Source organism: Duganella zoogloeoides (assembly GCF_034479515.1).
GTDB lineage: Bacteria > Pseudomonadota > Gammaproteobacteria > Burkholderiales > Burkholderiaceae_D > Rugamonas > Rugamonas zoogloeoides.
On the sequence record NZ_CP140152.1, the window covers coordinates 5,361,534 to 5,385,567 of the forward strand.

Annotated in this window: 18 protein-coding genes; 8 read left to right on the forward strand and 10 right to left on the reverse strand. The window is 65.6% G+C overall.

Features of this window, described 5'->3' with window-relative positions; genetic code table 11:
* Positions 1-9 precede the first annotated feature (9 nt).
* The gene (locus SR858_RS23540; protein WP_019923339.1) at positions 10-2,910 is read right to left on the reverse strand and encodes a sensor domain-containing diguanylate cyclase; all 2,901 of its coding nucleotides are present in this window, start codon (positions 2,908-2,910) and stop codon (positions 10-12) included.
* A 209-nt stretch (positions 2,911-3,119) separates the two neighbouring features.
* A complete protein-coding gene (locus SR858_RS23545) occupies positions 3,120-3,614 on the reverse strand; it encodes a winged helix-turn-helix transcriptional regulator (RefSeq protein ID WP_019923340.1) in 495 nt (164 codons plus the stop codon).
* A gap of 416 nt (positions 3,615-4,030) precedes the next feature.
* On the opposite strand from SR858_RS23545, the gene SR858_RS23550 reads away from it, so the two are divergent.
* Entirely contained in the window at positions 4,031-4,306 is a 276-nt protein-coding gene (locus tag SR858_RS23550) for a hypothetical protein (RefSeq protein ID WP_154820006.1), read from the forward strand.
* 130 nt (positions 4,307-4,436) lie between these two features.
* On the opposite strand, the gene SR858_RS23555 is transcribed toward SR858_RS23550, so the two are convergent.
* The 4 genes from SR858_RS23555 to SR858_RS23570 are packed head-to-tail and all read right to left on the reverse strand — an operon-like array spanning position 4,437 to position 9,074.
* Positions 4,437-5,468: a Csu type fimbrial protein gene (locus tag SR858_RS23555; protein WP_154820005.1), complete on the reverse strand. Its 1,032-nt coding sequence runs from the start codon at positions 5,466-5,468 to the stop codon at positions 4,437-4,439.
* Positions 5,450-7,801, reverse strand: a complete 2,352-nt coding sequence (locus SR858_RS23560; protein WP_019923343.1) for a fimbria/pilus outer membrane usher protein — start codon at positions 7,799-7,801, stop codon at positions 5,450-5,452. Before SR858_RS23560 ends, SR858_RS23555 begins: the two co-directional genes overlap by 19 nt.
* Positions 7,802-7,841: 40 nt before the next feature.
* The gene (locus SR858_RS23565) at positions 7,842-8,555 is read right to left on the reverse strand and encodes a fimbrial biogenesis chaperone (RefSeq protein WP_154820025.1); all 714 of its coding nucleotides are present in this window, start codon (positions 8,553-8,555) and stop codon (positions 7,842-7,844) included.
* A gap of 33 nt (positions 8,556-8,588) precedes the next feature.
* On the reverse strand, positions 8,589-9,074 hold the full coding sequence (locus SR858_RS23570) for a Csu type fimbrial protein (protein ID WP_322534633.1): 486 nt from the start codon (positions 9,072-9,074) through the stop codon (positions 8,589-8,591).
* A gap of 272 nt (positions 9,075-9,346) precedes the next feature.
* On the opposite strand from SR858_RS23570, the gene SR858_RS23575 reads away from it, so the two are divergent.
* Positions 9,347-10,171, forward strand: coding sequence for a response regulator transcription factor (locus SR858_RS23575; RefSeq protein ID WP_019923346.1), 825 nt, complete (start codon positions 9,347-9,349; stop codon positions 10,169-10,171).
* 2 nt (positions 10,172-10,173) lie between these two features.
* Here the strand turns inward: SR858_RS23575 and pnuC are convergent, their stop codons facing one another.
* From pnuC to SR858_RS23590, 3 genes are all read right to left on the reverse strand, one after another.
* Positions 10,174-10,752, reverse strand: coding sequence for a nicotinamide riboside transporter PnuC (gene pnuC, locus SR858_RS23580; protein WP_019923347.1), 579 nt, complete (start codon positions 10,750-10,752; stop codon positions 10,174-10,176).
* 25 nt (positions 10,753-10,777) lie between these two features.
* The gene (locus tag SR858_RS23585; protein ID WP_019923348.1) at positions 10,778-12,007 is read right to left on the reverse strand and encodes a pilin; all 1,230 of its coding nucleotides are present in this window, start codon (positions 12,005-12,007) and stop codon (positions 10,778-10,780) included.
* Positions 12,008-12,090: 83 nt separating this feature from the next.
* A complete protein-coding gene (locus SR858_RS23590) occupies positions 12,091-14,112 on the reverse strand; it encodes a hybrid sensor histidine kinase/response regulator (RefSeq protein ID WP_051120359.1) in 2,022 nt (673 codons plus the stop codon).
* Positions 14,113-14,230: 118 nt separating this feature from the next.
* Between SR858_RS23590 and SR858_RS23595 the strand changes: the two genes are divergently transcribed.
* Complete coding sequence (locus SR858_RS23595) at positions 14,231-14,437, forward strand: hypothetical protein (protein ID WP_019923349.1); 207 nt, start codon at positions 14,231-14,233, stop codon at positions 14,435-14,437.
* 191 nt (positions 14,438-14,628) lie between these two features.
* Positions 14,629-17,619, forward strand: a complete 2,991-nt coding sequence (locus tag SR858_RS23600; RefSeq protein ID WP_019923350.1) for a TonB-dependent receptor — start codon at positions 14,629-14,631, stop codon at positions 17,617-17,619.
* 316 nt (positions 17,620-17,935) lie between these two features.
* Here SR858_RS23600 and SR858_RS23605 read toward each other — a convergent pair whose 3' ends face one another.
* Positions 17,936-19,042 carry a catalase family protein gene (locus SR858_RS23605; protein ID WP_019923351.1) on the reverse strand — a complete coding sequence of 369 codons (1,107 nt, stop codon included), beginning with the start codon at positions 19,040-19,042 and terminating at the stop codon, positions 17,936-17,938.
* A 246-nt stretch (positions 19,043-19,288) separates the two neighbouring features.
* Here SR858_RS23605 and SR858_RS23610 point away from each other — a divergent pair, with 246 nt between their 5' ends.
* The 4 genes from SR858_RS23610 (at position 19,289) to SR858_RS23625 (ending at position 24,032) form a co-directional block, all read left to right on the forward strand.
* On the forward strand, positions 19,289-19,846 hold the full coding sequence (locus tag SR858_RS23610) for an outer membrane beta-barrel protein (protein ID WP_019923352.1): 558 nt from the start codon (positions 19,289-19,291) through the stop codon (positions 19,844-19,846).
* A 129-nt stretch (positions 19,847-19,975) separates the two neighbouring features.
* Positions 19,976-20,494: a sigma-70 family RNA polymerase sigma factor gene (locus SR858_RS23615; RefSeq protein ID WP_019923353.1), complete on the forward strand. Its 519-nt coding sequence runs from the start codon at positions 19,976-19,978 to the stop codon at positions 20,492-20,494.
* Positions 20,494-21,495 (forward strand): FecR family protein, encoded by a 1,002-nt coding sequence (locus SR858_RS23620; protein WP_019923354.1) that lies wholly within the window; start codon positions 20,494-20,496, stop codon positions 21,493-21,495. The genes SR858_RS23615 and SR858_RS23620 overlap by 1 nt, the downstream gene beginning before the upstream one ends.
* A gap of 89 nt (positions 21,496-21,584) precedes the next feature.
* Positions 21,585-24,032: a TonB-dependent receptor gene (locus SR858_RS23625; protein ID WP_019923355.1), complete on the forward strand. Its 2,448-nt coding sequence runs from the start codon at positions 21,585-21,587 to the stop codon at positions 24,030-24,032.
* Positions 24,033-24,034 lie beyond the last annotated feature (2 nt).

Sequence of the window (24,034 nt, forward strand, 5' to 3'; positions counted from 1 at the left end):
GCAACCGCGCTACAGCTCCAGGTCGATCGACAACCCGGTGCGGCGCCGTTCGCCATCGAGTTCCAGCGGTCCCGCCAGGTTGCTCACCACGCGCACTTCGCCGTCTTCCAGCGCTTGCGGCAGCGCGTGCATCAGGCGCGGGAAGAGGTCCACCGCATCGCCCTCCCCGGTAGCGTGCAGCGCGGCCCAGGCATTGCGGCCGGAGCGCTTGGCGATATACAGCCCCTGGTCGGCCAGTTCCACCACCTGCGGCCACGACAGCAGGCGCGGTTGCTCCGGCAGGAACGGAAAACAGGCAAAGCCGATCGAGCAGGTCTTGTGCAGTTTTTCGCCGTCGGGCAGCACGAAGTCGCGTTCGGCCACGGCGCGGCGCATGCGCTCGGCCAGGGCGCCGGCGTCGTCGCGGTGGGTGGCGCGCGCCAGCACCAGGAATTCCTCGCCGCCCCAGCGGATCACGTAATCCGATTCGCGGAATACTTCGCGTAGGCGGGCCTGCATCTGCACCAGGATCGAGTCGCCGGCGGCATGGCCGTAACGGTCGTTGACGTGCTTGAAGTGGTCCAGATCGACCATGTAGAACACCAGGTCGTTGGGCGCCTGGCGGTCGCAGTCGTTGGCGGGCCGGGGCTGGCCGCGCTGCTGCGCACGCTCCTGCATATTGTCGTAGCCGCGCAAGCTCATGGCGACGTCGGCATCGACGTTGCGCAGGAAGAAGCGGCGGTTGCGCAGGCCGGTCAGCTGGTCGGTCAGGCTCACTTCTTCGAGCGCCTGGTAGGCGCGCTCGAGTTCCAGGTTCTTGTCGAGCAGCTGCTGCTGGGTGGCAGCCACCTGGCGGTAGGCGCTGGCGTTGTCGAGGGCGATGGCGCCGTACGCGCACAGGGTGCGGAAGATCAGCCGTTCGCGTTCGCCATAGGCGTCGGCGCGCATCGACTGCACCGTCATCACGCCCAGCACGCGCTCGCCCACGGCCAGCGGCGCGAACAGCATGCTCAGCGTGGGCAGGGTGCCGGAGATGTGGTTGACATTGGCCTCGCCCTCTTGCAGCGCGACCAGCAGTTCGCGGCGCTCGCGCACGCAGCGCGCGGAATTGGCGTCGGGGTCGTCCAGCGCCACCCGCAGCGGCGGCAGCGGCCGGCCCGCTTCCACGCCAAAGGCGCTGGCCAGCCACTCGCCCCCCGGCTCGATCAGGAAAATGGAGAACAGGGTGGCGTCGAGCAGACCGTGGACGTGGCGGTCCAGCGCGCGGAACACGGCCGCCGATTCCAGGTGGGCGGTAATCTCCTGCCCCACCGCGCCCAGGTTCGCCAGCGTGGCGCTGGTGCGCTGCAGGATTTCGGCGCGGCGCGCCTCGGCCGCCGCCAGCTGGCGGTGGTGCTCGCCCTCGGTCTGGGCGCGCTCGGTCTGGTATTGCACCTGCATGGCGATGGCGCGGTTGGTCGCTTCGCGGCTATGGGTAAGATCGCGCGCGGCGCCGGCCCGCAGCGCGATGGCGTAGGCGCGCTCGAAGTCGCCCACCGCCGCGTATTCGCGCGCGGTGGCGTCGAGCAGCGCGCCGGGCACGGTGTAGCCGTCGATGGTGGCGGCGATGTCCAGCGCCAGCAACAGGTAATGCAGCGGCGCGCTGGGAGCGCTCATGCCGGGCGGCGGCGCCAGCGCCGGATCGTCCGCGCTGCCCGGGCGGGCATGGATGTTGGCCAGCACCTGCAGGGCGGCAATCTGCGCCAGCGTGTCGCCCTTGGTGCGGGCCAGCGCCAGCGCGCCCTGCGCCACGGTCAAGGCCTCGCCGGCCCGGCCCAGATGCGCCAGCGCGTGCGCCTGGCCGCGCCGCGCGCTGCTCTGGAAATCGCCCTGGCCCAGCGCGTCGCCGCGCGCGGCCAGCCGGGTGAAGCTGTCGAGCGCCGCCGCGTGGTTGCCCAGGTCGAGCGCCAGGTCGCCCTCGTATTCGAGCGCCACCGCGTAGGCGCGCGAACCGGCCAGTGGCGCGAGCACCACCAGCGATTCGCGCAGCAGGGTTTGCGCGGCCTCGCGCTGGCCCAGCTGGCGCAGGGTTTCGGCGGTCTGCATCAGGCACATGCCGATCGACAGCGGCCAGCCGGTGGGGCGCGCCAGGTCCTGGGCGCGCTGCATCCAGTCCAGCGCCGCCTCGTTGGCGTTCAGGCAGGTAAAACCGTTACCGATATTGGTGGCGATGATGATGGCGCGGCGCAGCTGGCCGCTGGTCAGCGCCGTGTCGAAACTGCGCATCAGGTGGCCGATGGCGCGGCCGTATTCGCTGTGCTGGAAGGCGCGGGTGCCGAGAAAATCGCTGATCCAGCCGGCAGCGATGGCCGGCATGGCATCGAGGTCGGTGTCCAGGGTGGCTGCCGGGGGGCGCCACGACGCCTGCACGCCCACGCCGGCGCCGTCGGTGAAGGCGGCGCAGATGCCGGCAGCGGCGCCGATGATATCGCCGCGCACCGGATCGGATGCGGCGCGGGCAGCTTCAGCCGCCTGCGCCAGCCAGCCGCTGGCGGCGATGCTGTCGCCGCGGTCGTTGGCGATCCAGGCCTGCACCCAGCAGGCGTCGGCGCGGCCGCGCGCGGCGGCAACCTGCAGCGGCGCGGGCGCTGCGGCGTCGTGGGCGAGCAGTTGCAGCGCCTGGTCGGCATGGTACTGGGCGGTATCGAGCTCGCCGCGCACCCACGCGCCCTCGGCCGCCACCAGCAGCAGCCGCGCGCGCAGCACCGGCGCGTCCTGCGGCGCCACGGCCGGCAGCATCGCCTGGGCCTCGCCGGACAGCTCGCGGGCGCGCACGGGATCGCGCTGGCGCAGGTGCCAGGCCAGCGCCGCCAGGTGCGGCAGGCGCGCCAAGCCGGTCAAGTCAGGCAAGGTGTTTTCCCATTGCGCCAGGTCTGCGTCGCGCACGAACATGTCCACTCGGTGATTCCTCCTGCTATAGGTGGCGGTCGATGCCGGCCAGTTGCTGCATTATTCCACAGTTTCCAGACAACACAGTTTCCTATTTGCAATTATTTTTTTTCTTCGGTTCAAACCCGGTACACGGTGGCGCAATCACAGCGAGACGGCAAAAAAAACGCCGGCCATTGCTGGCCGGCGCGTGGTCGCAGCGAGGGAACGGGTCAGGAAGCGTGCTTGCTGATCTCGTTGAGGCGGATGCGCATGCTGTCGGTGGCAGCCGGGCCCGGCGCGAACATATAGTCCTCGTCGTTGATGGCCAGGCCGCTGTTGGCATCCACCAGCACCTGGTCGGCTGGTTTGCCGGTCTCGCGGCTGACCACCAGCAGGCTGGCGCCTTCGGGGGCCAGGTGGTCGTTGCCCCAGGCGATGAAGGCCAGCAGCACCGGCTTGAAGTCGCGGCCGGACTTGGTCAGCACGTATTCGTAGCGCGGCGGTCGGGCGCTGTACTGGCGCCGTTCCATCAGGCCGCCCTCGACCAGGCCGTTCAGGCGCCGGGTAAGCATATTGGGGGCGATCTTGAGGCTCTTCTCGAATTCATCGAAGCGGCTCAGGCCATAGAAGGCGTCGCGCAGGATCAGGATGCTCCACCATTCGCCTACTTTGCCCAGGCTGCGGGCGATCGGGCAAGGCATGCGGCCAAAGTCGGTATGTTTCATTGTTTACTCCTCGGTTCCAGGTTTTAAATCGGAAAAAACTGCCAGACAGTCACTAAGTCGAGTTCGGTGAGATTCAGTGACTTGCATGTTTGAGGTGAAAATTTGTGAACTTTGCCGGCGGTGGATGCTGCGTGACATTGTGTGTATTTTGGTCTCTCAATTTTCTTCTCCTGTTGTGATACATGACCCGGATGTTTCTCTATGAAAACTTCGTTTTGTAGACGATCGTGACACCCCTCAAAAATAGGCTAAAAAGAGGGGTTACAAACTATCCAAATTCCACTATTTGAAGAGAAGTTGATCTCGCCTGAATTGTGTAGATTGGATAGAATGTTTATGTAGGGTAAAATTCGTTTCGTGGTTGCACGTAGAGACAAGCACTTCCGACTGATGCACACCTTACCCCTCTGACAAAAATGAAACTTCTTGTTAAAGCACTCGGCCTGGCCCTGATGACGTTGCCACTGCTGGCTTCGGCCGGCACCAAGTCCGCTTCGATGCAAGTAAGTTTCACCGTCACCGACGCCTGCACCGTGCAAGCCGGCGCCACCGCCGCCAAGGCCCCGACCGTGGCCTGCCAGCTCAACGCGCCGCACCTGATGACCCAGACCCCACCAGCGCCAGTCACCTCCGCCGAGGCCGCAGCCGTGCGCCCCGCCGCCAGCGCGCAAGACTGGACCGTCTACTTCTAAGCCCTGAACCGCCAACGTCTCGGAGCGCCCGAGAAAGCCTCCACAGCAAGGCGCAGTGCCGAAGGCAGTACGACAGTACGGCGAGGCGCTGCAACGCCGCTCTGGCGGCTTGATCAACTGCCAGGCGCGACTAGAACGACACAGTGGCGGTCACCGTATCCTTGTAGTCCCCCGGCGACGGCGTGTTCTGCGCCGGCACCATTCCATAGACCGTCATCGCCTGCGCCACCCCGGTGCCGGTCCCGGTGACCGCTACGGTGCCCCCGGTGCCATCGCCCCAACTGGCGCCGTCTAGCCCGCTGGACACCATGTAATCGACCGTCTCCGCCGTGCCGGTATTGCGCATGCGCCGCGCGGTGGTGCTGGCGCCATACGTGCCGGCGCCGAGCGTGATGCGGTAGGCGGTATTCTTGCTGCACGTGACGGACAGGCTGGACGTGGTGCGCACGGCGGCAGTCAACAGCCGCGATTGCGGAAACGCCAGGTTGCCGATATTGATATTGCAATCGTTGATCACCGGCGCGCTCACCGTGAACGGAATCGCCACCGTCTGCGGGACCAGGCAGCCGAGCAGGCCCAGCAACGCGAACTGGTAATTCATGACCGCGCTGCCGGCGCCAAAATTGGACGCAAAATTGAGGTTGTCCGGCCCCACCGACAGGCTCGACAGAGTGGAATCCGCCTCGAGCTTGCCGTAGATCGTGACGAACCGGTCCAGGCTACCCGGTCCGCCGCTCTTGGTCATGGTAAACACGATGCCGTTGCCCGAAGTCGTAGTCCCGGTCCAGCCGCCCCAGATCTTGGCCGGCGCGTAGGTGGCGTCGGTGTACAGGTTGTAGTTGACCCGCAGCGACCCGCTCGACAACTGCCGCGACGTGGTCGCGGTAGTTGACGCGTTGCCGCTGCCGGCGCCCAGGTTCAGGCAGATGGTCGCGTTGGGCGTGAGCAGGCCGGTCAGCACGTCGGTCGCGGTCCAGGTGCAGGTGATCTTGAAGGTCGACGATGCATATACGGGCCCGGGGCTGATCGAGCTGACGCTGGGGAACACGACATTGGCCGGCGTGATGCCGCAACTGTCGGCGCGCGCCTGACCGCCGCACAGCATCAGCAACAGCAGCAACGCCGAAGACACCAGGCGCGCCATCACTGCACGCTCCGGCACACGACCGGTCCGATGGTGGGCATGGCATTGCCCTGCTCTTTCACGTAGGCGAATTCGGCAATACAGCGCCGCCCTTCCACCACGGCCTGCACATGGTTGAGCGGGGCCAGGTTGTCGATGAAGGCCAGGCCGTCGAAGCCGGTGACGGTGGTGGCGCCGCTTTCCAGGTGCACCACTTCGAGGCCGGTCGCCAGTGGCTGGCCGGCAGCGTCGTGCAGGATCACGGTGGCGGCGGCATAGGTTTCGACCGGGAACTGCGCCACCACGCCCGAGCGCCGCGCCGGGACCACGGTCAGCGTGGTGCGGGCGATGCGCGCGTCCAGCGGCAGGCTGCTGGTGTCGATCGAGATCTGGTTCGACAGGTACGGCGTGAGATTGGGCACCAGCAAATAGCCGCTGCTGCTGGTGGTGCCGATCGGCCGGTTTTCCTGCAGCACCGGCAAGCCGCCCACGCCGGCCGACACCAGCGCGAAGCCGGCCCCCACCTGGCGCGCCGCGTGCACGCTGCCATCCATCACCACCACCGAGCCGGACGCGCTGAACGCGGTTTCGCGCTTGCCGCCGCTTTCCTGCAGGAAGGCGCCGACCTGGCCGTAATTGCCGAGGTAGGTGCCCTGGGCCTGGCGCAGGGTGGCGCCGTTGTTTTCCAGCGACTGCAAGCCCCAGCCGAAGCCGCCCGCGTAATCGACCGTGCGGCCCAGCGTGAGGTTTTTCGATTGCACGCCGTTCTGGCGGCCTCTGCTGGCATTGGCCGAGAGCCGGTCGCCAAAAGTGCCGCTGAGGCTGAAGAACACGCCGCGCGTGTTGGCGTCGCGAAAATCGCGGTAGGCGCTCACGCTCAGGTACAGACCGGCGCCCAGCGTGGCCGCGTACGAGAGCGCCGCCACCCGCGCCGGCGGCGATACCGGCACCCGCTGGCTGATGAACGATAGGCCCAGGGTCTGGCCGCCGAACAGGCCCATGTTGACATTCACGCGGTTGCTGGCGCGCACGCCGGGGCCGCCTTCGGCAGTACCTAGGTCGCTGTAGTGGCGGCTGGCGCGCAGCGATTCCATGTCCACCGAAAAGCCCGGGCTCAGGTACTGGTACCCGATGCTGGCCTGGGCCCCCTTGCCGGTGCCGGCGCTGGCTGCGACCGAGCCGGTCAGTACACCGATCTGGCCCATGCGCCACATGCCGCCCACGCCGCCGTTGACCACGCCGTTGCCGGCCTCGCCGTGCGCTTCCACGGTCACGCGGTCGGTCACGCCGCGCCGCATCGAGCCGCTCAGCGCCGGCGAGTGATCGTAATGAAAGGACTTGCTGGTGTAGTCGCGCCGCAGCACACCCAGCTCTACCGAGTAGTCGGTCAGCCCCTCGGCCAGCAGGCGGGTATCGACATACAGCGGCACCACCGTGGTGACGGCGCGCCCGGCGGTATCGCGCGTGACCAGGGTGGCCTGGCCGGCGCCGCTCAGGCCCGACACCTGGTTGATGACGAACGGGCCGGACGGCACCGCCGTCTCCATCTGGCGCACGCCGTTGACGTACAGGCTGACCGCGCTCGGCACCACCGACGATCCGGCCAGCGACGCCACCGGAAAGGTCAGCAAATCGGGCCGCAAATCGAAGCTCTTGCGCCACTGCACGCCGCCCATGCGCAGCGACCGGCTCCAGGTCAGCGACGAGGAAATCAGGTCGCCCACCTGCCAGGTTTCCAGCGTGTGCGGGTCGGAATGGACCCAGGAAGAATCGAGACGCACGTACTGGGTCAGCAGGCTGCTGGTGTTGAACACGCCAGTCGTGCTGAACACGCCATTGTTATTGAAATACCGCAGCTCGTTGGCCACCGACAGGTAGCGCTCGTCGCCGCGGCGGGCAAAGGCGTCGTAGCTGAACACGGCGCCGGGCGTGACGCTGGCCTCGCCCGGCTGGCGCAGGCTGCGCGCGTTCAGCGCCACCGGCGTGCGCAACGCGTCGTCGAGGCGCAGCGCAAGGCGCTGGCTGGCGGCGTCGTAGGTGTAGCGCAGCCCGGGCACATCGTCGAGGTTGACGGACTCGCGGTCGGCCACGCCCAACCGTTGCGGATCGAGCTCGAGGTCGCGCAGGTTTTGCACTGTCGTGTTCAGTCCGGTACTACCGAGCACGGTGCCGGGCTGGCGCGTGAAGCGCAAGATCAATCCGGTCTCTTGGCCGTTCAAAGTCACCTCCAGAAATAGTTCTTCCTCGGACGCCGCCGAGGTGGTTGCCGACGCCGGTGCCGAGGCAGGCACCGGCATCGGCGCCGGCGCGGCAGGCATCTGCGCGCGCACGCCGTCCATCGCGCCCCCGGCCAGCAGGGCCAGCACTGCCATCGTCACCTTCAGGCAAGGCAGCCGCCGCCACATGGCGCGGCTACTCGAGTGCCGCCACGGTGCTGGCAGTTGCGGGCTTGGCATTGATATTGGCTTTGACCGCCAGCGTGCCGGACAGGTCGGCGTCGGCTGGTACCGGCAGGCGCCATTCGCGCTCGCGGCCGGCCAGCACATAGCCGAACAGGCCTTCGGCGATCGTAAAATTCTTGCCACGGGCATTGCTCAATTCGAACGAACCGATCTGCGCGCGCAGGGTGCCGCTGTTGCGCACCTTGAGCCGCCAGTGATCGTCCTTGCGGTAAACGGACCAGGCCAACGCCGGAGCGATACGCTCGTCGGCGGGCTGGACAAACATGGGAACGGAATAGCGCAGGCGGATATCGACGCCACTGGCGGGGCCTTCGCCCTCGCGCGGGATTTCGTCGATGAGGATCCGGTAGCTCAACTCGCGGCTGGGGAGTTGACTGCTGCGTCGCACGAGGCGAATGATCTGGCTGCTTTTAGGCCCGATCTGCAATATGGGGGGACTGGCTACTACTTCTTGTGTCGGGGTCAACACATCTTCCGTGTTGTTCTGGTCCCACAAAAACACCCTGACCTGGCCATACACGGGAGTGTCTCCCATGTTCTGCATGGTGATGCCGGTGGCACCCTGGCCTGCACGCAAAATAATCATGACTGGCGATATCTGCAAATTAGCAGCGCTCGCTTCCAACCCCAGCATCCCGCTCAGCACGAGCATACCGAGTTTCATCCAGCACACCAGGCGCACGGATAAGGTCATCGTTTAGAAATACACCGTGGCCGTGATGGTCGATTTATAGGTGTCCGGCTGCGGCGTGGCCTGCGCGGGAATGGCGCCATAGACGGTGAGCGTTTGCGCGGTGCCCGAACCGGTGCCGGAGCGGGTGTCGGTGCCCTGGGTATTGCCCCAGTTGGTGGCGCCGGCGGCCTGGAACAGGTTGTAGGCGACGGTGCTGGTGTTGGCGCCAGTGCCGCTCATCACTCTTGCAGCCGTGGTGGAGCCGGTGCCGGTGCCCGCGTTCAGGCCCACGTTGTACGGCGTGGTGTTGGTGCAGGTGACGCTCAGCGTGGTGTTGACGTTGACCGTGTTGGCCAGCACGCCCTGGCTCTGGCCGAAGTCCAGCGGCTGGGTGGCGATGGTGCAGTCGGCGATGATCTTGAGCGTGACGTCGAAGTTCGCCGTCTTGCTGCCATTGGAATACGTCACGGCGTCGGCCATCGGTGCGGCGGCAAGCAGGGTGGTGGCCATGGCAGCAGCGAGCGCGGCGCGGCTGGTTTTACGGGTGATCATATAACCTCCTTCAGAAATGAATGACAAAAGTTGAGGTCCGGAGCCTTAAAAATTGCCCAATCCCAACACATGATTCAATTATTGATGATCTAAAAAAACTCTGCTTCTGCTGGAGGAGACGAAGGTTTTGCGTGCGTAGAAATCCGCCAAAAAAATTTCCAAACATGGGCATAATGGCGACAGGTGCGCAACACTTCGTATCAAAAGATGACCAACCTTCAAGGTGAGCCATGCAGACTGCCGATAGCACCATGAGCAAGATTCTCATCGTCGACGACTCGGCGTTCGAGCAGCGTTTGCTGGTCGATCTGCTGAGCGAAATGCCGTACAAGGTCTCGGTGGCGCATAACGGCCTGCAGGGTTACCACCTGGCGCTGGCCAACCACCCAGACCTGATCCTGCTCGACGTGCGCATGCCCGACATGGACGGCTACACCGCCTGCCGGCTGCTCAAGGCCAATCCGGCCACCCAGGACATCCCGGTGATTTTCCTCAGCGGCGCCGACGCCGACGAGGAGCGCATCATGGGCTTGTCGATCGGCGGCGTCGATTACGTGTCAAAACCGTTTTCGCCGGGAGAATTGGCGGCGCGCATCCAGGTTCACCTGGCGCTGGCCCAGCGCGCCCATGGCGCTTCGGCCGCGGCAGCGCCGGCGCCGGCCAGCGATCCGGCAGAAAGTCACCTGCCCGCCTCGCCCTACGGCGTCGATCCCGATGCCGTGACCGTGGCGGCCGTCAAACGCCTGATCGCCGGCAACCTGGCCTCGCTGCCGGGCCTGGCCGAAATCGCCCGCAGTGTTGGCACTTACCGCGAAAAGCTGTCGCAGGTGTTCCGCGAACAAACCGGCATGACGGTGTTTTCGTTTATCAGGGAGGCGCGCATCCGGCGCGGCGAGGAACTGCTCAAGGATACAGATATCGATGTCCAGGACATCGCGCTGTTAATCGGTTTTAACAACGCCGGCAACTTTGCCACCGCGTTCCGCGAAAAACTGGGGGTGACGCCCACGGCGTACCGGCAGGCAATCCAGCAGCGGCGCTCGCCGTTGAACTGACATCAAGCTGGCAGCTGCACCGCCGCTTGCTGCATCTTGCGCCGCCAGAAGAACCACGACGCCAGCGCATTGATCCAGTACACGCCGTACAGTACCGAGGTCAGGTACAGGCCGCGGCTGGCGTACAGCGGTACGGCGATGGTATTGACCAACAGCCAAAATTGCCAGGTTTGCAGGCGGCGTCCCATCAGCAGCAGCTGGGCGATCACGCTGAACATCAGCACGCCCGAATCGATGTACGGCGCATAGGCGTTGGTGTAGGCTTGCAGCAGCAGGCCGTAGATGGCGGTGGCAACCAGGCCGAGCGCCCCCATCCAGATCAGCGCCTGCGGCCGGGCGCGCGTGATCGGCAGCGCTGCGCCGGTGCCGCCGCGCAGCCAGCGCCACCAGCCGACCACGCAGGTGACGATGAAGAACAGTTGCAGGGTGACGTCGGCGTACAGGCGGGTGTCGTAGAACAGCACGGCGAACAGGCCGCAGCCGATGATGCCCAGCCACCACGAATGCACATTGTTGCGCCCCGCGAGAATGATCGAAACCGTCATGACGGCATTGGCGGCGATTTCCAGCAGAGAAGTCAAAAGTATCCTTGGGAGGCGAAAGCGGTCAGTCGCGGCAATCGGGTGGCAGCACGGCGGCGGGAAGGTCTTCCCCGCTGCAACGCCAGAGCACGCGCCTATTCTCGTCCACGCGGGGCGTGAACGCAAGCGCGCCGCCGCGGTACCGCATATCGGACGGGTACACCCGGACCACGCCGTTGCCGGCATCGACTTCCAAGGCTTGCACCACGTGGCCAGGGTCGATCAGCGCGTAGCCGGCCTGCTCCAGGGTGGCCGGGCTTTGGCCGTTGGCATAGTAATAGCGCTCCACCGCCGCCGCTGCCTCGCGGCCCACGGCAACCGCTTGCGTCATGCGGGTGCGCGCTTCCAGGTTCTGCCAGGCGGGCCAGGCAACGGTGGCCAGCACGGCCGCCAGCGTCAGCAGGGTCAGCAGCGCACCGGGTGCGCCCAGCCCCAGGCTCACGCGCGGCACGCACAGTGCCAGCACATACGCGAGCCCGTGCCGTGGCGCCCCAGGTTCGACCGGCGCGCCCTGCGCCAGATCGCGCACCACCGCCATGCGCTTGACCAGCCACGGACGGTCGCTGATCAGTTCGTGGAACGACATCCAGAAGCCGCCCGCCTGGCGCGCCTGGGCCGCGTAGCCGGTGCGGTCCAGGTGGCGCCAGCGCTTGCCGCCGGCCGCCAGCGCCGCCAGCCCGGCCTGGGCGCTGGCCAGCTCGGCGCAGGCGTGGAAGCCATGGCGGTCGCACGAGTATTCACGGGCGCGGGCATACGCCGCGCCCAGCAGCGGCAGCAGCGCGGCCGGCGCCAGCAGCAGCGCCCGGTGCAGGTGGCGCCGATCGAGGCCGCCGATGGCGTGGCCGATGTGGAAATTGATGGCGTCCGGGCGATCGTCGAGCGCATCGACCAGGTCGCTGTCGAGGACGATGTTGTTATTGCCGGGAAAACGCCTGGCCAGCGCATGAAAACCGCCACCCGCTTGCAGCAGGTAGGCTTCGGGCACGGACGTGCGCTCAAGTCGTGCGCAGCACGCAAGCACCCGTTGGTGCAGGTCGGGAAACTGTTGCGCCGTGATGCGTACGCCGGTGCCGGTCAGCCAGGCCACCAGCGCCGATTGCGCGACGTAGCAGGCCAAATACCAGGCCAGGTAAAACGCCGCCGCGTACAGCAGCGCCTGGCCCAAGGTGCCGATCAGCAGCGCGCCCCACGCCAGCATGGACACCGCCAGCATCACGCCGAACAGCAGTTTTTCGTTCTTGTACACCAAGTTCATGCGGTTCCCGGACCAAAAGTTTCCGGGAGGCATTTTATAGATATTTTGAGAAAAAGTTAACGCTTTATGACAACAATCTCATCTCAAGGCAAGGCGGTTTGCAGGTCGCCGAGATTAACCGGTTTGACCAGGTGGGCGTTGAAGCCGGCCGCGCTGCTGCGCGCCTTGTCGTCGGCCCTGCCATAGCCCGACAGCGCGATCAGGGTCACTTGCGCGCCATGCGGCATGGCGCGCAGGCGGCCGGCCAGTTCGAAACCGTCCATGCCGGGCAAGCCGATGTCGAGAATCGCCACCTGCGGCATCGATACGCTGGCGGCGGCGATGGCCTGGGCCGGATCGTAGGCGACACTGGCCTCGTATCCGAGCGCGCCCAGCAGTTCGGCCAGCGAATCGGCTGCATCCTGGTTGTCGTCCACCACCAGCACGCGCACGCTGCCGCTCGCTGCCGGCCCGGGGTTGGCCGGCGCTGGGGCCGCGATCGGCACCAATACGGGCGCGGGAACAGCCTCGGCCATCACCGAGTCGGGCAGGTTGATGGTAAACGTGCTGCCCCGCCCCTCGCCGCCGCTGTAGGCCTGGATGGTGCCGCCGTGCATGCGCACCAGGTTGTGCGCCAGCGCCAGCCCGATGCCGAGGCCGCCCTTGGCGCGGTCGAGCTTGCGGCTGCCCTGGACGAACAGATCAAAAATGTGCGGCATCAGGCTGGCCGGGATGCCGTTGCCGTCGTCGGTGACCAGGATTTGCAGGTCGGCCCCGCGCACCCGCGTGGCCAGCGTGATGTGGCCGGCATGCGGCGTGTAGCGCGCGGCGTTGTTGAGCAGGTTGGCGACCACTTGCGCCAGCCGCGCCGGATCGCCGTGCCAGCGCACGGTGGGCACGTCCACCAGCAGGCGGTGCTGCTTTTGTTCGATCAGCGGCGCGGCCATCTCGATGGCGCGGTTGAGGATGTCTGCCAGCGGCGTGGTCTCCTTGCGCAGCTCGACCTTGCCCCGCGCCAGGCGCGAGACGTCGAGTAAATCGTCGACCAGCCGTACCAGGTGATCGACCTGGCGCTGGATCACTTCCTGCTCGTGGCCGGTATCGGCGCCATCGTGCGCGCCCGCGCCGCGCAGCTTCATCAGCTTGAGCGCGGTGACGATGGGCGCCAGCGGATTGCGCAGCTCGTGGCCCAGCATGGCCAGGAATTCATCCTTGATGCGCGCCGTGGAATCGAGGTCGCCGTGCAGGCGCTCGCTCTCGGCCATGGCCAGCGCCAGTGCACGGTCGGCCTCGAGGCGGCTCAGCGTGGCGCACACGCTGGCGGTGAATTGCGCGAGGAACTGGCGGCAGGCGGCGTCCACCGGCAAATGCGGCGAGACGTGGAAGGCCAGCGCCAGCTCGGCGCACAATTGCAATTCGGCGCCCTGGATCACGACCAGGCCGGCATCGGGGGCCGAGACGGCAGTGCCGGACGCTTCGCCACGCAGCAGTTCCACGCTGCGCAAGTCGCGCGGATGGTCGGCCGCGCAACGGTCGATGGCGGCAGCCACGTCGGCCTCGCTGCGGCAGGCCAGCAAGGCCCGGCCCAGCAGGTCGAGCGCATGGCGGCGCCGTTCGGCCAGCACCTGCACGGTGGTCTCGGTGCACACCAGCAGCACCCCTGCCACGCAGTCGTGGTCGTCGAACACTGGCGTAAAACTGTAATTCCAGTAGACGTCTTGCAGGCGGCCGTGGCGCAGCATCGGCAGCAGCTGGTTGGCATACACCTGCGGCTCGCCGCTGCGCCGCACATGGGCGATCTGCGGGCCGACCGTGGACCAGGCCTCGGCCCAGCAGGCGGGTCCGCTTTGACCGAGCGCCTCGGGATGTTTGCCGGCGCCGAAGCATGGCGCGAAGGCGTCGTTGTAGATCTGCACCAGGTCGTCGCCCCAGTACAAGAACATCGGCTGGGCGGCGTGCAGCACGACACCGACGCAGGTGCGCAGCGAAGCCGGCCAGCCGTCGATGGCGCCCAGTGCCGTGGTGTGCCACGGAAAGGCACGCACCAGGTCGCGCATCGGCGTGCCGGCGCCGATGAAGCGGTGCGCGGGCGTTGCCGGCAGGGAGGAAACGGGTAAGGCCGCCATGATCTATTTGTCTGAGGAAAGCAGAAGTGTAGCAACTGGGCAGCGACGCGGCGCACGATAGACGGCAAGTTATCGCTGGAGAATCGCCTGTTCGGCTGCATGATTTTATATTGTCTTTATGATATTTTTCCTGCGGTTGATCCGCCATGGCGATCCGAACGGCCCCGGTCTGCCGCACTGGCCGGCGGCGGCCGACCGTGACGGGTCGCTGTCGCTCACGCTGGCCGGCGCCATGGCCGTGCATGGCTCCCGCGCGGCCGTGTGCGACTTGCTGTTTGCGCGGCGCGATCATCGGCCGTCGAGCATCGTGCCGCCCGCACCGTAGCGGTTCGCTTGCCAAACTGTAGTTATAGCGCAACGACCCGGCGGGCCCGACGGCCCGGTCGTACCAAAAGAAGTATCAATAAAATCAACTGCGTGACTGTTTCCGGCAGCCCCGGTTTTTGGTCCGGATGCCTCGCATATGATCGATTCACCCGCAAGGGGGAGACGAATCAATACTATAAGAGGATACGCATGAAGAACCGGAACCATAGCAGTCCGCTCAAGCCGTCCGTGCTGGCAGTCATCGGCGTACTTGCCGCCATGAGCGCCCAGGCACAGGAAACCACCGCACCCGCCAGCGCCAGCGAAGCCAAGAGCGCCGAAGAACAGGTCGTTGTCGTGACCGGCTTCCGCGCCAGCCTGAACAGCGCGCTGAACACCAAGCGCGCCAGCGACGGCATCGTCGATGTGATCAAGGCCGAAGACATCGCCAAGTTCCCCGATGCCAATCTGGCCGAATCGCTGCAACGCGTGCCGGGCGTGTCGCTCACGCGCGGCGACGGCGGCGAAGGCAAGCAAATCACCGTGCGCGGCCTGAACGCGGGCTTTACCCGCGTGCGCATCAACGGCATCGAAGGCGTGACCGCCACCGGCGCGTCCGACATCAACGGCAGTACCAACCGCGGCCGTGGCTTCGACTTCTCGGTGTTCGCCTCGGAACTGTTCAACAGCCTGGAAGTGCGCAAGACATCGGAAGCGGCCGTGGAAGAAGGCTCGCTCGGCGCCACCGTCGATCTGCGCACGGGCCGGCCGTTCGACTTCAAGGGCCGCACCTTCAGCATCGGCGCCCAGGGCATGCACAACTCGGTGTCCAAGACCAACGACCCGCGCGTGACCGCGCTGTACTCGGACCGCTGGAAAACCTCGTACGGCCAGTTCGGCGCGCTGATCTCGGGCGCGTACTCCAAGCGCACCGCGCAGGAAGAAGGCTACGAGGCGGTCGAACTGCTCAGCGCCAGCAACGACGGCGGCTTCTGCTCGCCACTAGGTGCGGCCGTGCAAAATCCGGCCAACAACGCGGTCAAGGGCGTCACCGCCACCAATTGCGGTTTCGGCGTGCCGCGCACGTCCAATACCGCCGCCTACAACGACGTGATGGGCCGCACCGACAATTACGGCGGCACGGTCGCCAACCCGCTGCCGGGCTCGGGCGCGTTCGCGCCGCGCATTCCGCGCTTCCGCCGCTCGCTCACCGAGTACGAGCGCACCGGCCTGACCGGCGCGCTGCAATGGCGCCCGAGCAGCGCCACCGAGTTGAACCTCGACCTGATGGGCGGCAAGTTCAACAACAAGCGCTACGACAACTACATCTCGGCCATCTCGTTCGGGCGCAGCATGGCGCAATCGAACGGCAAGCCGCAGACATCGATCGTCGATGCGCACTTCAACGACAACGGCAGCTGGGACTACGGCAAGTTCAACGCGGTGGACATCCGCACCGAGGGCCTGCTCGACGTGTATTCGACCACCTTTAAACAATACGTGCTGTCGGGCCGCCACGACGTCACCGACCGCCTCAAGCTGGAATTCCTGAGCGGGCGTTCGCGCTCGGACCTGGACGAGCCGCAGCGCACCACGGTCCAGTTCGACTCGCCCAACGCCAACGGCTTCTCTTACGACTTCCGTAACAATCGTAATGTGCCGACGATTAACTTCGGCGTCGACGTGACCAACCCCAACAATTTCAGCTTCGCGCCGCAGGAAGCGGACGGCACCTTCCACGGCCAGTTCGTGGGCCGCTACCTGCACACCCGCAACACGCTGAAAACCAACCAGGTGACCGCCGCATTCGAAGCGAACGACAACCTGACCCTGCGCACCGGCCTCTCGCGCCGCAATAACCAGTGGACCAACGTGGAAATCGGTTCGGGCGGTAACGGCCTGCGCCTGCCGGCCGGCGTCACCATGGACTCGATCTCGCGCCAGATCAGCGGCTTCGGCAAGGGGCTCGGCGGCTCCGGCGTCCCGAGCTCGTGGGCGGCGGTGGACTTGAACAAGTTCCTCGCGGTGTACAACATCGAGTGCCATTGCGCGGCCGTGCCCGGTTCCGAATATAACTACCTGAACCAGGCCAACCGGGGCGTCGAGGAAAAGATCGACGCCGCCTTCCTCATGGCGGACTTCAACTACGACCTGTTCAACATCCCGCTGCGCGGCAACGTCGGTGTGCGCCACGCACGCACCGAGATGAACTCGTTCGCGCTGGTCAACGCCAACGGCACGCTGGAACCGGTGCGTGGCCGCAACCGCTACAACGACTACCTGCCAGCGCTGAACGTGTCGGCCACCTTGCACCGCGACGTGATGCTGCGCTTCTCGGCCGGCAAAACCCTGGCGCGTCCCGAGTACACCGACCTGGCGCCATCGAGCACGCTCAACGCACAGGTGCAGACTGTCAATATCGGCAACCCGAACCTGTCGCCGATCCGCGCCAAGACCTTCGACCTGCAAGCCGAGTGGTACTACGACAAGAACGCCATGGTGTCGGTGGGCGCCTTCCACAAGAAGATCGGCACCTTCATCCAGGGCGTGTCGGACCGCGCCGTGTTCTCGAGCCTGGGCCTGCCCGACTCGGTGCTGCTGGGCGGCGGTTGCAGCATCACTGGCGGCACGCCAGCTTGCGCAACGTTACCTAGCACCACGGTGGTGGTGAACCGCCAGGTGAACACCCCGGGCGGTCCGCTGACCGGGTACGAGTTCAACCTGCAAGCACCGTTCAGCTTCCTGCCCGGCATCTGGAGCAACTTCGGCCTGCTGGCGAACTACACTTACGTCGATTCGAAGATCACCTACATCACGCGGGTGGACAATCCGAACACGCCGGCCAACGAGCAGCTGACCCAGCGCGCCAACTTCACCGGCTTGTCGCCGAAGGCGCACAACCTGACCTTGTTCTACGAGGACCCGAAGTTCAGCGCCCGGGTTTCGGCCGCGCACCGTTCGTCGTACCTGCTCAACGTGCTCGGCAACGTGCAGGGACACGACTTCACCATCGTCGATGGCTCGACCAACGTCGACTTCAGCATGTCGTACAACCTCACGCCGCAACTGCGCCTGAGCTTTGAGGGCCAGAACCTCAACGACACGCCGCTGCGCTACGGCCGCGACAACCAGCGCAACGACACGCTGTTGTACGTGCATTCAGGCCGCACCTTCGTGGTGGGGATGAATTACAAGTACTAAGTTAGCTTGCACCAATGAAGAGGGGCGCCACTGCGGCGCCCCTTTTTTTATTAAAAAACGGTCAGAGCGAGGCGCCAGCGCCGCAGACAGTGCATGAGCACGGCAAGGCGCTGCAACGACGCTCAGAGCGAGGCGCCAGCGCCGCAGACAGTGCATGAGCACAGCAAGGCGCTGCAACGACGCTCAGAGCGAGGCGCCAGCGCCGCAGACAGTGCATGAGCACAGCAAGGCGCTGCAACGACGCTCAGAGCGAGGCGCCAGCGCCGCAGACAGTGCATGAGCACGGCAAGGCGCTGCAACGACGCTCTGGCCGTTTTTAGTGTTCTTGCCAGTGGTCGAGGTTGTGGGGTTCGGCTAATGGCGTGCCATTGCGTTCGGCGCGGAATCGCGCCGACGCTGCGTACACGGCGCGCCGCACCCGCATGATCGAGCCGAGCGGGCGGTGCGCGGCGAGGCAATGCCACGGGCTGAACTGCATGCCCTTGTCCACCAGCACCGACAGGCCGTGCGTCCAGCCCGCCTGGGCCGGGGCCGCGATGCGCGCCACGGCCACCCACGGCGTGGTCCACTCCACGGTCGGGTCTTCGATCGGCGTCTCGTCGAGGTCGGTGCACAGTTGTACTCGCAGTTCCCACTCGGCCGCGTGCTCGGTCATGAAATCGACTACCGCGCCGCGCAAGCCGTTGGGCTTGTGGTCGAGATCGACCGGCTGGTCCTTGAGCATGGCCAGCTCGGGCGACACCGGCACCAGTTGCAGCTTGGCCATGTAACGACCGAACAGCACCGGCACCTGGGTGAAGAAAGTTTCGCCGAGGATGTGGGTTTCCGGATGGCCGCCCATGCTGATCAGGGTGGCGCTTTCGCCGCCGACCGCTTCGATCACTTTTTCGGCGCCCTGCAAGGCGGCCGACAGCGCTTTCTTCAAGCCTGGCGCCTTGTCGGTGGTGGCGGCCAGCAGCTTGACGCCGCCGAGGAATTTTTTGGCGGTCGGGGTCTGGAACGTCGGGCCATTGACCATGACGAAGTCCTGGGTGACATCGCCCTGGCCGTCGGCCAGGCGCTCGCCCGGCACGCCGATCACCTTGATGGCCATGCCGCGCGGCGTGGACACTTTATCGTCGAGCAGATCGCCGGGCGTGGTGGACAGGCGCATCACCACCGGGTATTCACCGCTGGCGGCAAACAGCCCCTGCGAGTAATCGGGCGGCAGGTTGTCGAGCACGCGCAGGGTGCCGCGCAGCAAGCCGTGGCTCTTGGCATGCACGCCGCGCGGGGCGTGGCCGCTGTCCTTGTGGACAGTGCCGGCGATATCGCGCATCTGCTCCTGCAGACCGGCGATGGTTTCCGCTTCGTCCTCCTCCAGTACTTCATAGGAAGGATCGTAGGGCAATGGCTGTTTCAGGTGACGGGTGGGAAAATCCATGAGGGTATCCTGCTGGCTGGTTGGCTGACATTGCCATCATGGCGTGGTTGCGAGCTGGCGTCTGTGGTGACACGCACGCACGGCCCGAGCCTTCCTTACGCTCGCGCCGGTTCCGCACCAAAGGCGCGCACGATTGCGCACCAAATTAAAGCATTTCAGCGCGAACGTTAATTTATATATATAATATTGCGCTCACGAAATATCAATTAAACCACTTCGTGAATTGACCCATTTAAAGAGAGAAATATGAAAAACACCATCTTGTTCGCCATGCTGGCAGCACTGGCCGGCACCGCCGCCGCTCAATCGCAAGGCGCTTACGTCGGCGGCAGCGTTGGCCGTGCAGAACAAAAACTGTCGATCGGTTCGACCAAGGACCACGACACCGGCTTCAAGCTGTTCGGTGGCTACAACTTCAACCAGAACTTCGGCCTGGAAGGCGGCTACACCGACCTGGGCAAGCTGGAACGCTCGGGCTTTGGCGCACGTGCTTCCTTCGAACCAACTGCAGTGTATTTCGCTGCGACCGGCACCCTGCCGCTGGACGCGCAATTCTCGCTGATCGGTAAAGCCGGCGTGGTCCGTTCCGAAGTGAAGGCCAACGCTTCGCTCAATGGCTTCAACGTGAACGACAAAGCAAACCGCAGCTCCGCTTACGTCTCCGTTGGCGCTGCCTACGCCATCAACACCAACTTCAGCATTGTTGCCGAATACGAATACTTCGGCAAAATCGCCAAGTTCGAAGACAGCAACGACAACCTGAAAGCCAACATGGTGTCGGTCGGCGTACGCTACAAGTTCTAAGCAATACCCGTTCAGTATCGATCAGCGGCAGGCGTGCACAGCGCCTGCCGTTTTTTTTGCCGATTGTGCCGGCATGCGGGTTTGCGTATAATCAAATGAGAACCATTTGCATTTACATCCACTTCACCCATGTCCGCCACCGATCACGCCCTCGCGCACGAAATCACCATGCTGTACAGCGACCACCACGGTTGGCTGCGCGGCTGGTTGCGCAAGCGGCTCGGTGACGCCCACCAGGCTGCCGACCTGGCGCACGACACCTTTATGCAACTGCTCACCCGCTCGCAACCGGTGGCCGTGCGCGAGCCGCGCGCCTTTCTGACCACGGTGGCGCAGCGGGTACTGGCCAACCATTACCGCCGCCAGCAGCTCGAGCGCGCCTATCTCGACGCCCTGGCCGTCCTGCCCGAGGCGGTGGCGGTGTCGCCCGAGGACCGCGCGATCGTGATGGAAACGCTGGTCGAGATCGACCGCATGCTGGGCAACCTGGCGCCGGTGGTCAAGCGCGCCTTCCTGATGAGCCAGCTGGACGGCATGAGCCACGGTGAAATCGCCAGCGCGCTCGAGATCTCGGTCACCAGCGTCAAACGCTACCTGGTCAAGGCAGGCGAGCAGTGCTATTTCGGCGCGCACGGGGTGGTGCTCTGATGGCGGCCGCAGCCGTCCCGCAGGATATCGCGCGGCGCGCGGTCGAGTGGATGGTGGAATTGCAATCGCCGCCGGTGCCCGACGAATTGCTGCGCGAATGGCAGCAATGGCTCGCCAGCCACCCCGACCACCAGCGCGCCTGGCAGCGCATCGAAGCAGTCAACGACCGCCTGCGCGGCCTGGGCGCCGGCCAGCAACACCCGGCCCCGGCCCTCACCGCCGCCCTGCTGGCGCCACGCGGCTCGCGCGGCCGGCGCCAGGCCGTCAAGGCGCTGTCGCTGGCGATCTTTACCGGTACGCTGGCCTGGACCGCCGAAGAACACCTGCCTTGGCGTGCCTGGAGTGCCGACGAACGCACCGGCCCCGGCCAGCGCCGGCGGGTGGCGCTGGCCGATGGCAGCCGGGTGGCGCTCAACACCGCCAGCGCCGTCGACATCGCCATCGATGGCGCCGCGCGCCGCCTGCGCCTGCATGCGGGCGAATTGCTGATCGCCACCGCTGCCGATACGGCCCGGCGGCCATTGTTTGTGCACACGGCGCAAGGCGTGCTGGCAGCGCTGGCGGCCAGCAGTGCGCGCTTTGCCGTGCGCCTGTATCCGCATGCCACCCAGGTCAGCGTGTTCGATGGGGAAGTCGCATTGCGGCCGGCCAGCCTGGCCGCGTCGCCGGTCTTGCAGGCAGGCCAGCAGGCGCTGTTCGGCAGTGCCGCCGTCATGCCCACGCTGGCAGCTGACGAGGACAGCGTGGCCTGGACCGACGGTTTCCTGATCGCCAAAGCCATGCGGCTCGACGCCTTCGTGGCCGAACTGGAACGCTATAGCGACGTCGCGCTCGGTTGCGCAGCGGAAGTGGCGGGGTTGCGGGTCTCGGGCAGTTTCCGGCTCGACGACATCGGCCGGGTGCTCGAAACCCTGGCGGCCACGCTGGCGCTGGACATCGAAACCACCACCCGCTTCTCCGGCCACTGGCGTAGCGGCATCCGGCTGGCGCCGCGTCCCTGAAAATTTTTTCTTCCAACCTGGTCTGATTTGAATTCTCGCGTGACATAGCAGGTAAGCAAGCAACTTACCTCTCCGCGAAAGGCTACTCCATGGCACGCAAGCGCCCCTCGATCCTGACCCTCACCACCCTGGCGCGCGCGCTGGCCGTTCCCACCTTCGCCGCTGCCGTGCTGACAGCGCCGCTGGCCGCATTGGCGCTGGAGACCGCGCAGCGCAGCTACAGCATCGCCGCCGGCCCGCTCGAAGACGCGCTGAGCCGCTTCGGCCGCGCCGCCAACATCACGCTGTCGTTCGTGCCGGAACTGACCGCCGGCCTGCACAGCAAGGGCTTGCAGGGCAGCCACTCGGTGGACAATGGCCTGGCACGCCTGCTGGCCGGCAGCGGCCTGGAGGCGGTGCGCCAGCCCAACGGCAGCTACCTGCTGCACCGGGCGCAGCCACGCGCGGTCCAGGCCGATGCCACACTGCAGGCGATCGACGTCCACGCCGCCTCGGACCGGCTGTTGCCGGTGGCCGCAGGCGGGCAAGTTGCCACTGGCGGCCGCCTGGGCGTGCTGGGCAATGTCAGCATGATGGATGCCCCGTTCAACCAGATCAGCTATACGTCCGAGCTGATGGCCAACCAGCAGGTACGCGGCCTGATGGACGTGCTGGAAAACAACCCTTCCGTGCGTAACAGCGCCCCGATCGACGGCGAAGCCGACATCATCATGATGCGCGGCTTTGAAATGTTTGGCCGCGAAATCATGGTCAACGGCATTGCCGGCCTGGCCGACAACCGCGGCGGCATGATCGAGGCGGTGGACCGGGTAGAAGTATTGCAAGGGCCAAGCGCCATGCTGAACGGCGTCAGCCCGTGGGGCTCATCGCTTGGCGGCTCGATCAACTATATCCTGAAGCGGGCTGAAGATACGCCCACCGCGCAGATCACGGGCAGCTTTGCCTCGGAATCGCAACTCGGTGCGCACCTCGACCTGGGCCGCCGCTTCGGCGCCGACAAGCAGTACGGTGTGCGCGTCAATACCGTGTATAAGAATGGCGACGGCGCCATCGACCGCACCGCCAACCGCCAGGCCTTTACTGCCGTGGCGCTCGACTACCGCGGCGGCAGGCTGCGCCTGACGGCCGACGCCACCTACCAGGAAAAGGAACTGCATGGCGGCCTCGCCGCACTGCGCATCGGCAGCTCGGTACCGATTCCGCCAGCGCCGCGCGCGGCCAACAACTACAAGCAGCCGTGGGAAGTGTATGAGTCCGACAACCGCTCGCTGCAACTGGGCATGGAATACGACATCACGCCGGACTGGGTATTTTCCGCCAGTCACGGCCAGTCGCTGAACGACGAAACCTATTTGCAGGCGGTCAGTTCGATCAGCAACGTCAATGGCAACCTGTCCGGCTCGGTATTCTGGATTCCGGGCCGCAGCACCAACAAGGGCACCAATATCAGCCTGCGCGGCAAGCTGATTACCGGTCCCGTCAAGCACACGCTGGTGGCCGGCTTCGGCGATGTGACCGCGCGTCGCGGCCAGGCGACGCTGGCGGTAGGCACGGCAGCAGCATCGAACCTGTACAACCCGATCGTGCAACCGTATCGTGACGGCCAGGGGCTCTCCACCGACGTGGACATGCTCAACCGCTACAACGCCAAGTCCACTGTGCTGACCGATACCATGGGCCTGTTCGACGACCGTGTCATCGTGATGGTGGGCGCGCGCAACCAGGCCATCGGCACCAAGTTCTTCAGCCGCGATGCCACGACCGGCCTGCTGACGCCAACCCGCGACAAGAATTCCAACAAGATTTCGCCGGCCGCCGGCCTGGTGGTCAAGTTCGGCGGCAACCTGTCGGTGTACGGCAACTACATCGAATCGCTGCTGCCAGGACCGGTGCCATCGACGTATTACCAGAACTCGCTGCAAACCTACGACCCTTACCCGAGCAAGCAATACGAAGCGGGCATGAAGTATGAGATCAACAAGCTGACCGTCACCGGCAGTATTTACCAGATCACTTTGCAGAACGGTGTCGAGCAGCCGTCGAACAACGCCGATCCGCGCCCGATCTTCGCGTTGGACGGCGAGCAGCGCAACCGCGGTTTCGAGCTCAACACCATGGGCGAAGCGGTGCGCGGCGTGCGCCTGCTCGGTGGCTACTCGTACATCGATGCGCGCCTGGTCCGCACCCAGGACGGACTGACCGACGGCCGCCGCGCCCGTGGCGTGCCCAAGCACAACCTGAACTTGGGCAGCGAATGGGACTTGCCGTTCCTGGCGGGCGCCACCGTCACTGGCCGCATGGTCACTACCGACCGCATGTTCATCGACACCAATAACACCCGCGTCCGCAGCACGGCGTCGTGGACCCGCTTCGACCTCGGCGCCCGGTACGCCACCAAGATCAACGGCCACGACACGACCTTTCGCCTGAACGTGGACAACGTCGCCAACCGCAATTACTGGGCCTCCGCTTCGCGCGGGGTACTGGTGGTGGGGGCGCCGCGCAGCGTGCGCCTGTCGGTGAGCACCGACCTGTAAGG

Coding starts and splice junctions, on each gene's coding strand:
- SR858_RS23590 (WP_051120359.1), bottom strand. CDS start 14,112: ATGGCGGCCTTACCCGTTTCCTCCCTGCCGGCAACGCCCGCGCACCGC.
- SR858_RS23605 (WP_019923351.1), bottom strand. CDS start 19,042: ATGGATTTTCCCACCCGTCACCTGAAACAGCCATTGCCCTACGATCCT.
- SR858_RS23600 (WP_019923350.1), top strand. CDS start 14,629: ATGAAGAACCGGAACCATAGCAGTCCGCTCAAGCCGTCCGTGCTGGCA.
- SR858_RS23595 (WP_019923349.1), top strand. CDS start 14,231: ATGATATTTTTCCTGCGGTTGATCCGCCATGGCGATCCGAACGGCCCC.
- SR858_RS23615 (WP_019923353.1), top strand. CDS start 19,976: ATGTCCGCCACCGATCACGCCCTCGCGCACGAAATCACCATGCTGTAC.
- SR858_RS23540 (WP_019923339.1), bottom strand. CDS start 2,910: ATGTTCGTGCGCGACGCAGACCTGGCGCAATGGGAAAACACCTTGCCT.
- SR858_RS23545 (WP_019923340.1), bottom strand. CDS start 3,614: ATGAAACATACCGACTTTGGCCGCATGCCTTGCCCGATCGCCCGCAGC.
- SR858_RS23585 (WP_019923348.1), bottom strand. CDS start 12,007: ATGAACTTGGTGTACAAGAACGAAAAACTGCTGTTCGGCGTGATGCTG.
- SR858_RS23625 (WP_019923355.1), top strand. CDS start 21,585: ATGGCACGCAAGCGCCCCTCGATCCTGACCCTCACCACCCTGGCGCGC.
- SR858_RS23550 (WP_154820006.1), top strand. CDS start 4,031: ATGAAACTTCTTGTTAAAGCACTCGGCCTGGCCCTGATGACGTTGCCA.
- SR858_RS23560 (WP_019923343.1), bottom strand. CDS start 7,801: ATGGCAGTGCTGGCCCTGCTGGCCGGGGGCGCGATGGACGGCGTGCGC.
- SR858_RS23565 (WP_154820025.1), bottom strand. CDS start 8,555: ATGAAACTCGGTATGCTCGTGCTGAGCGGGATGCTGGGGTTGGAAGCG.
- SR858_RS23620 (WP_019923354.1), top strand. CDS start 20,494: ATGGCGGCCGCAGCCGTCCCGCAGGATATCGCGCGGCGCGCGGTCGAG.
- SR858_RS23575 (WP_019923346.1), top strand. CDS start 9,347: ATGCAGACTGCCGATAGCACCATGAGCAAGATTCTCATCGTCGACGAC.
- SR858_RS23570 (WP_322534633.1), bottom strand. CDS start 9,074: ATGGCCACCACCCTGCTTGCCGCCGCACCGATGGCCGACGCCGTGACG.
- SR858_RS23610 (WP_019923352.1), top strand. CDS start 19,289: ATGAAAAACACCATCTTGTTCGCCATGCTGGCAGCACTGGCCGGCACC.